We start from the raw sequence: 12,928 nt of genomic DNA on the forward strand, positions 1-12,928 counted from the left end.
GACGCAATCCTGTTGTAATTGAGTGTTGCCATTGGCAAAAAATGGTCCCGCCAGCAAAAAGCCGGGCGGGACCATCAGGGAGGTGGCGGGCCGCCGAGGGACGGCCCGCCCAGGGGAGGTTAGTGGTCCTGCGCGGCGCCGGCGCCGCGCGGGATGCGGACGCTTTCGACCAGCTCTTCGATCTCGGCCGGGATGGCTTCGCTCGACTTGGAGACGAAGTAGGCCACCGCAAAGTTCACCATTGCGCCGATCGCACCAAAGGAGGTGGATTTGACGGTGCCCAGCAGCGGGTCTGCATCGGTGAAGGAGTTGGTGCCCGGGATGAACAGCCAGCCCTTGTGCAGGAAGATGTAGACCAGGGTGACGATCAGGCCTGCCAGCATGCCGGCCACTGCGCCCTTGTTGTTCACCTTGGTGAAGATGCCCATCATCAGCGCCGGGAAGATCGAGGCGGCTGCGAGGCCGAAGGCCAGCGCCACGGTCTGTGCGGCAAAGCCCGGCGGGTTCAGGCCCAGATAGGTTGCCACCGCGATGGCCACGGCCATGGCGATACGGGCCGACAGCAGCTCGCCTTTTTCCGAGATGTTCGGGTTGATCGAGCCCTTGATCAGGTCGTGCGACACAGCCGAGGAGATCGCGAGCAGCAGACCCGCCGCAGTGGACAGTGCCGCCGCCAGGCCGCCAGCCGCCACCAGGCCGATGACCCAGCCCGGCAGGTTGGCAATCTCAGGGTTGGCCAGAACCAGGATGTCGCGGTTGAACTTGGTCAGCTCATTGCCGGCCCAGCCGTTGGCTGCCGCGGTTTCCTGCAGATCGGGGTTCTTGTCGTTGTAGTACTGGATCGCACCGTCGCCGTTCTTGTCTTCCCAAGCGAGCAGGCCGGTTTTCTGCCAGGTGGCCATCCAGTCGTACTGCGGATCGTTTTCGATCTGCTGCACGGTCACAGCACCGCCTTCGATGCCGCCATTGGGCCACATCATCTCGGTGATGTTCAGACGGGCCATGGCGCCAACGGCCGGAGCGGTCAGGTACAGAAGCGCAATGAACACCAGGGTCCAGCCGGCCGACCAGCGGGCATCCGCCACGCGCGGCACGGTGAAGAAGCGCATGATCACGTGGGGCAGGCCCGCGGTGCCGATCATCAGCGACAGGGTGAACAGCACCATGTTGAACGTGTCGGCGTGATGCAGCGTGTACTCCTTGAAGCCCAGCTCGGTCACAATCGCGTCCAGTTTTGCCAGCAGCGGCTCGCCGGATGCAGCGTGGTCGCCGAACAGGCCCAGGGCCGGGACCGGGTTGCCGGTCAGCTGCAGCGAGATAAAGATTGCCGGAATGGTGTAGGCCGTGATCAGAACGCAGTACTGGGCAACCTGGGTGTAGGTCACGCCCTTCATGCCGCCGAACACGGCGTAGGCGAAGACCACACAGGCGCCGATCAGCAGGCCTGCGGTGTTGGAGACCTCCAGGAAGCGGCCAAAGGCCACGCCGACGCCGGTCATCTGGCCGATCACATAGGTGGTCGATGCAACGATCAGGCAGATCACAGCCACCACGCGCGCGGTCGGGGAATAGAACCGGTCGCCGATGAACTCGGACACGGTGTACTTGCCGAACTTGCGCAGGTAGGGCGCCAGCAGCAGCGCCAGCAGCACATAACCGCCGGTCCAGCCCATCAGGAAGGTGGAGTTGTCATAGCCGGTAAAGGCGATGAGGCCCGCCATCGAGATGAAAGACGCCGCCGACATCCAGTCCGCCGCGGTGGCCATGCCGTTGGTGACGGGGTGAACGCCCCGGCCGGCGGCATAGAATTCCGAGGTCGAGCCCGCGCGGGCCCAGATCGCGATGCCGATGTAGAGCGCAAAGGAGGCGCCCACAAACAGCAGGTTGATGGTAAACTGGTCCATCTTATTCTTCCTCCACGCCGTATTCACGGTCCAGCTTGTTCATGCGGACCGCGTAGAAAAAGATCAGCCCCAGGAACACCAGGATCGAGCCTTGCTGGGCGAACCAGAAGCCTAGATCGCTGCCGCCGACGCTGATGCCCGACAGGGCAGGGCGCAGCAGGATGCCGAAGCCGAATGATACAACAGCCCAGATCACCAGGCTGACGAGAATGATGCGCACATTGGCCGCCCAATAGCCCTTGTCGGCTTCGGCGGCCTTTGCGGCGTTTGTGGTTTGGTCCGCCATGGCGGCTCCTCCTTCTTCCTCCTGAACCTGCCTGCGAGTGTTCTCAGGCAAGCTCTCTCCATTTGCCTGCCGCCGGGTTCACGGGCGTACAGGCATGACTCCTCCGGTCCGCCAGGGCGGTGCCGATGGGTATTCCAATGTCAGGGGACGGGGTCCTGCGGGTCAGGCAGGCCCCGTTTCTTGTTGGTTAGCTGGTGGCCTCGGTCACGATGGCCGCCATGTCCTGGGCGATACCGGAGATGTCGCCCATGGCATTTGTTGTCTTCAGCACGTCCTTGCCGCCGTAGTAGGCGATCAGCGGCGCGGTCTGCGCGTGATAGGCCTCCAGCCGGCTGGCAACGGTTTCGGCGTTGTCGTCAGCACGGCGCTTCATTTCGGTGCTGCCGCATTTGTCGCATTTGCCGGCCTCTGCGGGCTGCTTGAAGCTGTCGTGGTAGCCCTCGCCGCAGCCTGCGCAGGTGTAGCGGCCGGAGATGCGTTCGACCATCGCGGCGTCGTCCACCTCGAGGCTGATCGCAGCGTTGATCTTCTGCTGGGTTTCCGCCAGCAGATCGTCAAGCGCCTCTGCCTGTACGGTGGTGCGGGGGAAGCCGTCGAGGATCACGCCTTTGGTGCAATCGGGCTCCGCCAGGCGGTCGCGCAGGATGTTGATCACGATCTCGTCGCTGACCAGCTGGCCCGCTTCCATCACTGCCTTGGCGGCGAGGCCCGCGGGGGTGCCAGCCGCAACCGCTTCGCGCAGCAGATCGCCAGTCGACAGCTGCACATAGCCGAATTTTTCCTCCAGCATCCGCGCCTGGGTGCCCTTGCCGGCGCCCGGAGGCCCCAGCAGGATCAGCACGGCGGGACGGGTGAGGACTGCCATATTCATGTCTGCTTACCCCTTGTTTGCGCGGTTTTCGATCAGGTCCTCGACCACCGACGGATCGGCAAGGGTCGACGTATCGCCCAAGCTGCCGAAGTCGTTCTCGGCGATCTTGCGCAGGATGCGGCGCATGATCTTGCCGGAGCGGGTTTTCGGCAGGCCCGGCGCCCACTGGATCACGTCCGGGCTGGCGATCGGGCCGATCTCGGTGCGGACCCAGGTGCGCAGCTCCTTGCGCAGCTCATCCGAAGGCTCCCGGTCGTTCATCAGGGTCACATAGCAGTAGATGCCCTGGCCCTTGATCTCATGCGGGTAGCCGACCACGGCGGCCTCGGCCACGGCGGCGTGGGCAACCAGGGCGCTTTCGACCTCGGCCGTGCCCATGCGGTGGCCGGAGACGTTGATCACGTCATCGACCCGGCCGGTGATCCAGTAATCGCCGTCCTCGTCGCGGCGGCAGCCGTCGCCGGTGAAGTAGTAGCCCTTGTAGTCGGAGAAATAGGTTTTCTCGAACCGCTCATGGTCGCCCCAGACGGTGCGCATCTGGCCCGGCCAGCTGTCCTTGATGCACAGGACGCCCTCGACGCCGTTGCCCTCGATCTCGACACCGGACTGCGGGTCCAGAACCACCGGCTGGATGCCGAAGAAGGGTTTCATCGCCGCACCCGGCTTCATCGCGTGCGCCCCTGGCAGCGGGGTCATCAGATGGCCGCCGGTCTCGGTCTGCCACCAGGTGTCGACGATCGGGCATTTGCCCTTGCCGACTACCTCATTGTACCAGGTCCAGGCTTCCGGGTTGATCGGCTCGCCCACGGTGCCCAGGGTGCGCAGTGCCGAGAGGTCGCATTTCTCAACGAACTCAGGACCCTGGCCCATCAGCGCCCGGATCGCGGTGGGGGCGGTGTAGAACTGGTTGACTTTATGCTTCTCGCAGACCTGCCAGAAACGCGAGGCATCGGGGTAGGTCGGCACGCCTTCGAACATCAGCGTGGTGGCGCCATTGGCCAAGGGCCCGTAGACGATATAGCTGTGGCCGGTCACCCAGCCCACGTCGGCAGTACACCAGTAGATGTCGCCGTCATGGTAATCAAAGGTGATCTCATGGGTCATCGCGGCATAGGTGAGATAGCCGCCAGTGGTGTGCACCACGCCCTTGGGCTGGCCGGTGGAGCCGGAGGTGTAGAGGATGAACAGCGGATCCTCGGCGTTCATCTCGGCCGGGGCGCAGTAGTCATCCGCTTCCAGCGCCATCTCGTTGTAGTCGTAGTCGCGCCCGTCCACCCAGGTGGTCTGGCCGCCGGTGCGTTTGACCACCAGGCATTTCACGCTGTCCTTGGTGTGCAGCAGGGCGGCGTCGGCGTTGGATTTCAGCGGCGTGTTGCGGCCGCCGCGCGGCGCTTCGTCTGCGGTGATCAGCACCTTGGCGTCGCAGCCGTTGATACGGGCCGCCAGCGCGTCGGGGGAGAAGCCGGCAAAGACGATGGAATGAATGGCGCCGATGCGGGCGCAAGCCAGCATGGCATAGGCCGCCTCGGGGATCATCGGCAGATAGATCACAACCCGGTCGCCCTTGCGCACGCCCATTGATTCCAGAATGTTGGCCATCCGGCAGGTGCGGCGGTGCAGCTCCCTATAGGAGATATGCTGGGCCTCATCCTCGGGGCTGTCCGGCTCCCAGATGATCGCGGTCTGATCGCCGCGGGTTTCCAGGTGGCGGTCGATGCAGTTGGCCGAGACGTTCAGGGTGCCGTCGGCGTACCAGTTGATCGAGACATTGCCGAAGTTGTAATTCACGTCCTTCACCTGGGTGAAGGGCTTGATCCAGTCGATGCGCTTGCCCTGTTCGCCCCAGAATGCTTCGGGATCGGACAGAGAGGCGTCATACATCTCCTGGTATTTCGCGGCATTGACATGCGCGCGGGCAACGGTTTCGTCGGATGGCGGATAGACAGCGTCTGCGTGCAGCGCGTTCATGCGGTTTCCTCCCAGAAATTTTATTGGCAAGACAAACGACAACGCTGTGCCGCGGCTGTCAAACCGTTTCCTCCTGCGAACCGATAATAGAGCAGGCTGAAAATTTGTGAATAACCAGCGGGTTTTTAAGCATTTGCTTGTGAACGAATTTCCCTGAGCGCTACACCTTTGTAAAGTTGATGACGTTTTTGATTTTCAGATTGCGCAAAATCAATGGCTTGCCTGTAAATGCGTTTGCGGCTGCTTTACGGGGCCAGTTGCAGCCGGACCGGGCAGGGTGCGCGCCGTTGGCGGAAACATGCTGCTGCCGCGCTGCGGCATATTGTGCCACCTGCCGCTTTAACAGGAGCATCAGCCCCGGCCTTGCGCGCCTGGCGCGAGTCGCTGCGTAACCTTTCCGCCCTGGGGGTTGGCAGCGCGCGGGCAAGCCGTTAGCCTGACGCCCAAGCGCCCGCCCTTGGCCCCTGCCAACGCGGAAAAGGGCGCAATTCGGGAGAGTTACATCATGAATAAATTTCTGACTGCCGCTGTTGCGGCAACTGCGGGCGTTGCATTGGCGGGCGAGGCTGCCGCGACGGAATGGAACGTGTCCCTGTGGGGCAAGCGCCGCGCCTTTACCGAGCATGTGGAGAAACTGGCCGAGCTGGTCAGTGAAAAGACCGGCGGCGAGTTCACCCTGAACATCAGCTATGGCGGCCTCAGCAAGAACAAGGAGAACCTCGACGGAATCTCCATCGGCGCCTTCGAGATGGCGCAGTTCTGCGCTGGCTACCACCGCGACAAGAACCCTTCGATCACCGTGCTGGAACTGCCGTTCCTGGGCGTGAACACGCTGGAGGAAGAGGTGGCCGTGGCCAATGCGGTCTATGCGCATCCGGCGGTGCAGGCGGATCTGGCGCGCTGGAATGCCAAGCTGCTGATGACCTCGCCGATGCCGCAGTACAATATTGTCGGCACCGGCGAGCCGCGTGACGAGCTGGGTGAGTTCAAGGACATGCGGGTGCGCGCCACCGGCGGCATCGGCAAGGCGTTCTCTGCCGTGGGGGCGGTGCCGACCTCAGTGACCGCGACGGAGGCTTACAATGCAATGGAATCCGGTGTTGTGGACACCGTTGCCTTTGCTCAGCACGCGCATCTGGCCTTTGGCACCATCAACCGCGCCGACTGGTGGACCGCGAACCTGAACCCCGGCACCGTGAACTGCCCGGTGGTGGTGAACACCGATGCCTATGACGCGCTGAGCGATGCGGAGCGCGAAGCATTGGACAGCTCGATTGCTGAGGCGATTGATCACTATCTGGCCAACTATGGCGAGCTGCTTGCGAAATGGGACAGCGTGCTGGCCGAGAAGGGCGTGGAGAAGGTCACCATTTCCGACGCAGAGCTGGCCGAGTTCCGCAAGGTGGCCGCCGACCCGATCCGTGCCCAGTGGATCGAGGACATGACCGCCCAAGGCCTGCCGGCGCAGGAGCTGTATGATCTGGTGCAGAAAACGCTGAGCGATCACCGCTCGGGCAGCTAAGTACCTAGGGCAGCGCCCGACCTCGGGTGGGTGCGAAGTGCCCTCCCGTGGGGGAGGCCGGGCGCTGCCCGGCCTTTCAGCCGGGCGATAGTTTTCTATCTCACGGTTTGGGGAAATACAAAATGGCGGCAGGAGCAGCAGTCCTGGAGGACGGCAGCCTGATCAGCAGGCTGGACCGGGGGTTACTGAAAGCGGAACGTGTGCTGGCACTGCTCAGCGGCATTGCGGTGTTCTCGCTGATGATCCTGGCGGTGGTCTCGGTCGGCGGGCGCAATGCGGCGAACGCGCCCTTGCCCGGTTACGTGGACTGGATCGAGCAGATCATGCCGCTGATCGCCTTCATGGGCATCGCATTCGTGCAGCGCGACGGCGCCCATATCCGCATGGACATTTTCATCGGCGCGCTGCGGGGACGGGCGCTGTGGCTGTTCGAGCTGGTCTCAGTGCTGCTGATCTTTGTGCTGATCGCGGCTTTGGTCTGGGGCAGCTGGTCGCATTTCCTGCGCTCCTTTGACTTTGCCGCACCCTGGTGGAGCCGCGACAGCTCTATCGACATCGGCCTGCCGATCTGGCCCGCCAAGCTGCTGGCGCCGGTGGCCTTTGCGGTGCTGGGGCTGCGGCTTTCGCTGCAGATCTGGGGCTATGGCCGCGCGCTTGTGCTGGGGCTGGAGGCGCCGGTGGCGGTGCCGCTGATCCAGAGCGCGGCGGAGCAGGCGGCAGCAGAGGCCGAGCAGCTGGAAGGCCATGACACAAGTGGCAGCGGGCAGGGGTAAGATATATGGAACCCATTGAAATCGGCCTGTGGGTCACCGGCGGCCTGCTGGCGATGGTGGTGCTGGGGATGCGGGTGGCCTTTGCCGCCGGCCTGGCGGGCCTCATCGGCCTGGTGTGGATCTTCTGGGCCAAGTTCGGCTATGATCCGGCGCGGTTTGGCAAGGCGCTGACCGTCTCGGTCAAGATCGCGGGCCAGGTGCCGCATTCAAAGGTCTCCAGCCAGGCGCTCAGCCTCATTCCGACCTTCATCCTGATCGGCTACCTGGCCTATTACGCAGGCTTGACCCGGGCGCTGTTCGAGGCCGCCAAGCGCTGGATCGCCTGGCTGCCCGGCGGGCTTGCGGTCTCTACCGTCTTTGCCACCGCGGGTTTTGCGGCTGTGTCGGGTGCGTCGGTTGCCACCTCCGCTGTCTTTGCCCGCATCGCGATCCCGGAGATGCTGCAGATCGGCTATAACAAGCAGTTTGCAGCAGGCGTTGTGGCGGCAGGCGGCACGCTGGCCTCCTTGATCCCGCCCTCGGCCATTCTGGTGATCTATGCCATCATCGTGGAGCAGGACGTGGGCAAGCTGTTGCTGGCCGGCTTTATCCCGGGTGCCTTCTCGGCGGTGATCTACGGGCTGCTGATTGTGGGCATCGCGGTTATCTTCAAATCCGTCGGCCCGCCGGTCAAGGGCTTCACCTGGGGCCAGCGGTTTGCATCGCTGCCGGGGGCCTTGCCGATCATCTTTGTCGTCGTGATCATCATCTGCTTTGTCTACAACCCCTTTGGCGGCGATGCCTGGGGAACCCCCACCGAAGGCGGCGCCCTGGGCGCCTTTGTGGTCTTCTGCATGGCCGTTTTTAAAGGCATGAAATGGGCAGAGCTGAAATCGGCGCTCTTGGAGACCGCCAAGCTTACTGTGATGATTTTCACCATCATCTGGGGGGTGCTGATCTATGTGCGGTTCCTGGGCTTTGCCGACCTGCCGGGGGCGTTCTCGGACTGGATCACCTCGCTGGAGATGTCGCCAATGCTGATCCTGATCTGCATCCTGCTGGCCTATGCGGTCTTGGGGATGTTCATGGATGCGATCGGCATGCTGCTCTTGACGCTGCCGGTGGTCTACCCGGCGGTGATGGCGCTCAATGGCGGCGAGAGCGTGGCGGCGGCAGACAGCGCCTTTGGCATGAGCGGCACCATGTGCGCGATCTGGTTCGGCATCCTGGTGGTGAAAATGGCCGAGTTCTGCCTGATCACCCCGCCCATCGGCCTCAACTGCTTTGTGGTCGCCGGGGTGCGCGATGACCTGAGCGTGCAGGACGTGTTCCGCGGCGTGACGCCGTTCTTCATTGCGGACGGGGTGACCATTGCCCTGCTGGTCGCCTTCCCGGGGATCGTCCTCTACCTGCCGTCCTTGGCCGGGTAGAGGAAGAGAAGAGCGCTCAGGGCTCTCCAAAGCAGATACGGGCTTCAAACCCGCCTTCACATGATCCCTGCCTGCCAGCGCCAGCGGCCGGCCTCAAGCAAAACAGCCGTATCCCCGCCATTGGGCGGGGCCCCGCGGCGGTTTCTCTTGATCCCGCCCCCTGTCCCAGGCTGTCCGTGCTCACGCGAACGCGGCTCCGAAGCAGATCGGCTTGGCAGGCGGGCGTGCAGGGCCTATATGGCGCGGCATGACAGATTTTGCCCCCTTGCACCAAGCCGCGCGCCTTTCCGTGGCACCGATGATGGACTGGACCGACCGGCACTGCCGTTATCTGCACCGGCTGCTGAGCCGTGAGGCGCTGCTGTATACCGAGATGGTGACCGCGCCGGCGCTGGTGCGGGGCGGGGCGTTGCATTTGCTGGACTTCAATCCGCAAGAGCATCCGGTGGCGCTGCAGCTGGGCGGGTCGGACCCTGCAGAGCTGGCCGAGGCAGCGCGGCTGGGGGCGGAAGCGGGCTATGACGAGATCAACCTCAATTGCGGCTGCCCCAGCGACCGGGTGCAGTCCGGTGCCTTTGGCGCGGTGCTGATGCAGACACCGGAGCTGGTGGCCGATTGCGTTGCTGCCATGCGCGAGGCGGTGAAGGTGGAAGTCACTGTCAAATGCCGCATCGGCGTTGATGAACAGGAGCCGGAGGAGGTGCTGCCGGATTTCCTGGAGAAGATCCGCGCGGCGGGCTGCAAACGTGTGACCATCCACGCGCGCAAGGCCTGGTTGCAGGGGTTGTCACCGAAGGAGAACCGGGACATTCCGCCTTTGGACTATGATCTGGTGCACCGGATGAAGGCGGCGTTTGGGGATCTGCATATCTCCATCAACGGCGGCATTGCCACGCTGGACGAGGCCAGGGCGCATCTGGAGCGCGGGCTGGACGGGGTGATGGTGGGGCGTGCGGCCTATCACCAGCCTGCCGATGTGCTCTGTGCGGCGGATGCTGAGATTTATGGCACTGGCGCGGTCAGCGAGCCGGGCGCGGCGGTGCAGCAGATGCTGCCCTATATCGAGGCGCGTCTCGGCGAAGGCGCCAAGCTCAACCAGATCACCCGGCACATGCTGGGGCTGTTTGCGGGCAAGCCGGGCGCGCGGCAATGGCGGCGGATGCTGTCCGAAGGCGCCTGCCGGGCGGGCGCCGGGCCGGAGCTGGTGCTGGAGGCGCTGGCGCAGGTGGAGAGCCGCGCCGCAGCGTGACGGAACGCCTCACACGCTAGTGGCTTGTGCATCCTTTGGGCGGCAGCTAACCCTTTGCCGGTGACGCAAAAGCCTGAGGTGCCCCGCATGACTGATCCCGCCGTGACAGCCGCCCTGTGGCCGGAGCCTGCGCTGCTGATGCAGATGGGCGGGCTGCTGGTTGTGATCGGGGCCTTTGCCGGCGTCTTGGCAGGGCTTCTGGGTGTTGGCGGCGGGATCGTTCTGGTGCCTGCGTTCTTCTATGCCTTCCAGACCCTTGGCTATGGCGGCGATCAGCTGATGCAGATCTGCCTGGCGACATCGCTGGCGACGATCATCGTGACCTCGGTGCGTTCTGTCATGAGCCACAACAAGAAGGGCGCGGTGGATTGGGAGATCCTGCGCGGCTGGGGGGTCGGCATTGCTGCCGGCGCCATCGTAGGCGTGCTGGCGGCTTCGGCGCTGCGCTCTGGCGTGCTGCAAGGCGTGTTCGGCGGGCTGGCACTGGTGATCGGCTGTTACCTGGGGCTGGGCCGCTCTGAGTGGCGGCTGGCGGAGGCGATGCCCAAGGGCGGCAGGCGCGCGGCGCTGTCGCCTGCGGTCGGCTTCCTGTCGGTGCTGATGGGGATTGGCGGCGGCAGCTTCGGCGTGCCGCTGATGACCCTGCACGGGGTGGCGGTGCACCGGGCGGTGGCCACCGCCGCCGGCTTTGGCGTGATCATCGCGGTGCCTTCGGTTGCGGGGTTCCTGCTGCTGGAAGTGGACCCGGCCGCGCGGCCGCCTTTCACCATCGGTGCGGTCAACCTGGTGGCGTTCTTTATCGTGATTGCGATGACCCTGATCACGGCTCCTTACGGCGTCAAGCTGGCCCATGCGATGGACCCCAAGCCGTTGAAGCGGCTGTTCGGGGCGTTTTTGGTGCTGGTCGCCCTTAACATGCTGCGTAAAGCGCTGGGATATTGATGAAAATGAACAAGCAGTACGAGCAGTTCGAACAGTTTCAGGACAAGGGCTGGGTGCGCTTTGGCCAGGACCCGCTAATCGCCGCCTGGGCAGCGGATGCCCTGCAGCATGGGGTCCGGTCGCTGGATGATCCGGCCTGTGCCGAGTGGTTCCAGTGCGAGCGCACCTGGTTCATCGGTGTGGATGCCCTGCCGAATGACGCCGCAGGGCGCCTGCCGGACGGGCCGCCGCTGGGTGGGGCGCCGGTGGAGTTCATCACGCAGCACCTCGGGCCCATCCCGGAGTTGCACCGGGCGCAGGTGTCCTCGGTCTTTCCGGGCTATCCGCGGCCGCGTCCGGGTGAAGGCGAGGCCGCCTTCCGCTACCGCGTCAAGCGCGATGCGGCGCATGTGGACGGGGTCAAGATGTACGGCGAGCACCGCCGCCGCAAGGTGGAGGAGCCGCATGCTTGGGTGCTAGGCATTCCGCTGAACGACAGCAGCCCCGATGCCTCGCCGCTGGTGATCTGGGAAGGCAGCCACAGGATCATGCGCCGCGCCTTTGCCGCCGCATTCGAGGGCGTGCCGCAGGAAGATTGGGCGGATGTGGATGTGACCGATGCCTATACCGCCGCCCGCGCAGAGGTGTTCGAGACCTGCCCGCGGATCACCGTGCCCGCCAAGCCGGGCGAGTCCTACCTGATGCACCGGCTGTGCCTGCACGGGGTTGCGCCCTGGGGCGAGGGGGCAAGCGCGCCGGAAGAGGGGCGGATGATTGCCTATTTCCGGCCTGAGCTGGCGGATTGGACCAAAGGGTGGCTGGCGGAGGGGTAGGCTGCGGGTACTTTAAGTTGCAGCGTTAATCTTGGGAAAATCGTCTTTGTCGAAGTATGGGTCTTGCGTCCAACCTTGCTCAGCTTGAATGATTTCTCGCATGAGCACGCCGGTCCAATGGTTTAGACACCCACAAGCGTCTTTGAATTCGGAAAAAAGCATTTCCTGATTGTATCCTACGCGGTCCGAGCTCTTTTCGCGCCCAAAAGCTGTTTTGAGAGAGGTTCCAAAACGAAACAGGTCACCTGTAGGGTCGATCGCATGAAGGTTTTCGATCAGGCCATCTGTGTTCTTTAGCCTAGCGTCAAGTTCTAGTTGGTATCCATTGTCCACTAACCATTGTCGGCCTTGCGACCACAATTTGTCTAGACTGTGACCATGCTTCATTGGGGATTTTTGGCTTTTTGTTCTCCACCCAATTGTTTCAATTAATTCTTTCAGCTTTAGTTCGAGTGTCTGCCGGATTAAGTGGAGCACCGGTGCAGTCCAATTACCAACTACAGGTTGGCTTAGCTGCACTCCAATTAGAGCTTCTGCAGCCATCTCGAAATCAGTTGCAGCGAGGCCATAGTCAAAGTCGCCGTTGTGGTTCTCACAATAGGCAATACTGGGATTTCTGTCCTCCATCGGTTTGGCCGGGCCACTCCAGATTTCGAAGTAATAGCGCTCGTCAGGGTTTTCAGGGTTCGTCAAAGGAATACCAGAAGTGTAAGGTAGAATTTCCTCGGAACGTTACTGCCTTGATGAGACAAGTGCAAAGGCTCGTGTTTTTCTTTGAACACGCGCGGGAGTACGCGTGAAATAGGTCAGCAATTCTACCTGAATGTTTCGCGCGCGAAACATTGGGTCAGCACTTATTCCGCATGATTTACAGAGCCTTACCCTGCCGCGCGCTGCGTTAATAATTGCGCATGTCCGAGAAGCTCAAAACCGGTTCCCACTTTTGAGCGACATGCTCAGCTGCGTTTTAACCTTGCGCCGCGGCCGCCGCGGCGCTTGACGAGTTTGCTGGCGCGGGCGGGGAGGGCGTCCATGATCTCCGCGCGCTCATCATTGGTCATTTTGGACCAGTCGCGGATTTCGTCGATGGAGCGGTAGCAGCCGGTGCAGATGCGCGCCTCGGGGTGGACGACGCAGATCTTGATGCAGGGGCTTTGGATTTCGTCCCGTTTCCATACGTCGTCAGTCATCA

The 12,928-nt window shown here is 63.1% G+C and carries 12 protein-coding genes; 6 read left to right on the forward strand and 6 right to left on the reverse strand.

The window, feature by feature from the left end; translation table 11 throughout:
- Nucleotides 1–119 precede the first annotated feature (119 nt).
- The 4 genes from ACXAEH_RS03895 to acs form a co-directional block, all read right to left on the reverse strand.
- Entirely contained in the window at nucleotides 120–1,904 is a 1,785-nt protein-coding gene (locus tag ACXAEH_RS03895) for a sodium:solute symporter family protein (protein WP_475031171.1), read from the reverse strand.
- Between the two features lies 1 nt (nucleotide 1,905).
- Nucleotides 1,906–2,190, reverse strand: a complete 285-nt coding sequence (locus ACXAEH_RS03900; RefSeq protein WP_475031172.1) for a DUF4212 domain-containing protein — start codon at nucleotides 2,188–2,190, stop codon at nucleotides 1,906–1,908.
- 187 nt (nucleotides 2,191–2,377) lie between these two features.
- A complete protein-coding gene (locus tag ACXAEH_RS03905) occupies nucleotides 2,378–3,061 on the reverse strand; it encodes an adenylate kinase (RefSeq protein ID WP_475031173.1) in 684 nt (227 codons plus the stop codon).
- 6 nt (nucleotides 3,062–3,067) lie between these two features.
- Nucleotides 3,068–5,029: an acetate--CoA ligase gene (gene acs / locus ACXAEH_RS03910; protein ID WP_475031174.1), complete on the reverse strand. Its 1,962-nt coding sequence runs from the start codon at nucleotides 5,027–5,029 to the stop codon at nucleotides 3,068–3,070.
- 505 nt (nucleotides 5,030–5,534) lie between these two features.
- Here acs and ACXAEH_RS03915 point away from each other — a divergent pair.
- From ACXAEH_RS03915 to ACXAEH_RS03940, 6 genes are all read left to right on the forward strand, one after another.
- Entirely contained in the window at nucleotides 5,535–6,551 is a 1,017-nt protein-coding gene (locus ACXAEH_RS03915; protein ID WP_475031175.1) for a C4-dicarboxylate TRAP transporter substrate-binding protein, read from the forward strand.
- Nucleotides 6,552–6,673: 122 nt separating this feature from the next.
- The gene (locus ACXAEH_RS03920; protein ID WP_475031176.1) at nucleotides 6,674–7,324 is read left to right on the forward strand and encodes a TRAP transporter small permease subunit; all 651 of its coding nucleotides are present in this window, start codon (nucleotides 6,674–6,676) and stop codon (nucleotides 7,322–7,324) included.
- A gap of 5 nt (nucleotides 7,325–7,329) precedes the next feature.
- The gene (locus ACXAEH_RS03925) at nucleotides 7,330–8,733 is read left to right on the forward strand and encodes a TRAP transporter large permease (RefSeq protein WP_475031177.1); all 1,404 of its coding nucleotides are present in this window, start codon (nucleotides 7,330–7,332) and stop codon (nucleotides 8,731–8,733) included.
- A 247-nt stretch (nucleotides 8,734–8,980) separates the two neighbouring features.
- Nucleotides 8,981–9,982, forward strand: a complete 1,002-nt coding sequence (gene dusA, locus ACXAEH_RS03930; RefSeq protein WP_475031178.1) for a tRNA dihydrouridine(20/20a) synthase DusA — start codon at nucleotides 8,981–8,983, stop codon at nucleotides 9,980–9,982.
- Between the two features lie 87 nt (nucleotides 9,983–10,069).
- Complete coding sequence (locus ACXAEH_RS03935) at nucleotides 10,070–10,924, forward strand: sulfite exporter TauE/SafE family protein (RefSeq protein ID WP_475031179.1); 855 nt, start codon at nucleotides 10,070–10,072, stop codon at nucleotides 10,922–10,924.
- Entirely contained in the window at nucleotides 10,924–11,736 is an 813-nt protein-coding gene (locus tag ACXAEH_RS03940) for a phytanoyl-CoA dioxygenase family protein (protein ID WP_475031180.1), read from the forward strand. Before ACXAEH_RS03935 ends, ACXAEH_RS03940 begins: the two co-directional genes overlap by 1 nt.
- Nucleotides 11,737–11,748: 12 nt before the next feature.
- On the opposite strand, the gene ACXAEH_RS03945 is transcribed toward ACXAEH_RS03940, so the two are convergent.
- Nucleotides 11,749–12,429: a hypothetical protein gene (locus tag ACXAEH_RS03945; protein WP_475031181.1), complete on the reverse strand. Its 681-nt coding sequence runs from the start codon at nucleotides 12,427–12,429 to the stop codon at nucleotides 11,749–11,751.
- 263 nt (nucleotides 12,430–12,692) lie between these two features.
- Nucleotides 12,693–12,926: a DUF1289 domain-containing protein gene (locus ACXAEH_RS03950; RefSeq protein ID WP_475031182.1), complete on the reverse strand. Its 234-nt coding sequence runs from the start codon at nucleotides 12,924–12,926 to the stop codon at nucleotides 12,693–12,695.
- Nucleotides 12,927–12,928 lie beyond the last annotated feature (2 nt).

Source organism: Leisingera sp. ABM4_060, from assembly GCF_056158765.1.

Coding starts and splice junctions, on each gene's coding strand:
- ACXAEH_RS03915 (WP_475031175.1), top strand. CDS start 5,535: ATGAATAAATTTCTGACTGCCGCTGTTGCGGCAACTGCGGGCGTTGCA.
- ACXAEH_RS03900 (WP_475031172.1), bottom strand. CDS start 2,190: ATGGCGGACCAAACCACAAACGCCGCAAAGGCCGCCGAAGCCGACAAG.
- ACXAEH_RS03895 (WP_475031171.1), bottom strand. CDS start 1,904: ATGGACCAGTTTACCATCAACCTGCTGTTTGTGGGCGCCTCCTTTGCG.
- dusA (WP_475031178.1), top strand. CDS start 8,981: ATGACAGATTTTGCCCCCTTGCACCAAGCCGCGCGCCTTTCCGTGGCA.
- ACXAEH_RS03905 (WP_475031173.1), bottom strand. CDS start 3,061: ATGAATATGGCAGTCCTCACCCGTCCCGCCGTGCTGATCCTGCTGGGG.
- ACXAEH_RS03925 (WP_475031177.1), top strand. CDS start 7,330: ATGGAACCCATTGAAATCGGCCTGTGGGTCACCGGCGGCCTGCTGGCG.
- ACXAEH_RS03950 (WP_475031182.1), bottom strand. CDS start 12,926: ATGACTGACGACGTATGGAAACGGGACGAAATCCAAAGCCCCTGCATC.
- ACXAEH_RS03935 (WP_475031179.1), top strand. CDS start 10,070: ATGACTGATCCCGCCGTGACAGCCGCCCTGTGGCCGGAGCCTGCGCTG.
- ACXAEH_RS03920 (WP_475031176.1), top strand. CDS start 6,674: ATGGCGGCAGGAGCAGCAGTCCTGGAGGACGGCAGCCTGATCAGCAGG.
- ACXAEH_RS03940 (WP_475031180.1), top strand. CDS start 10,924: ATGAAAATGAACAAGCAGTACGAGCAGTTCGAACAGTTTCAGGACAAG.
- acs (WP_475031174.1), bottom strand. CDS start 5,029: ATGAACGCGCTGCACGCAGACGCTGTCTATCCGCCATCCGACGAAACC.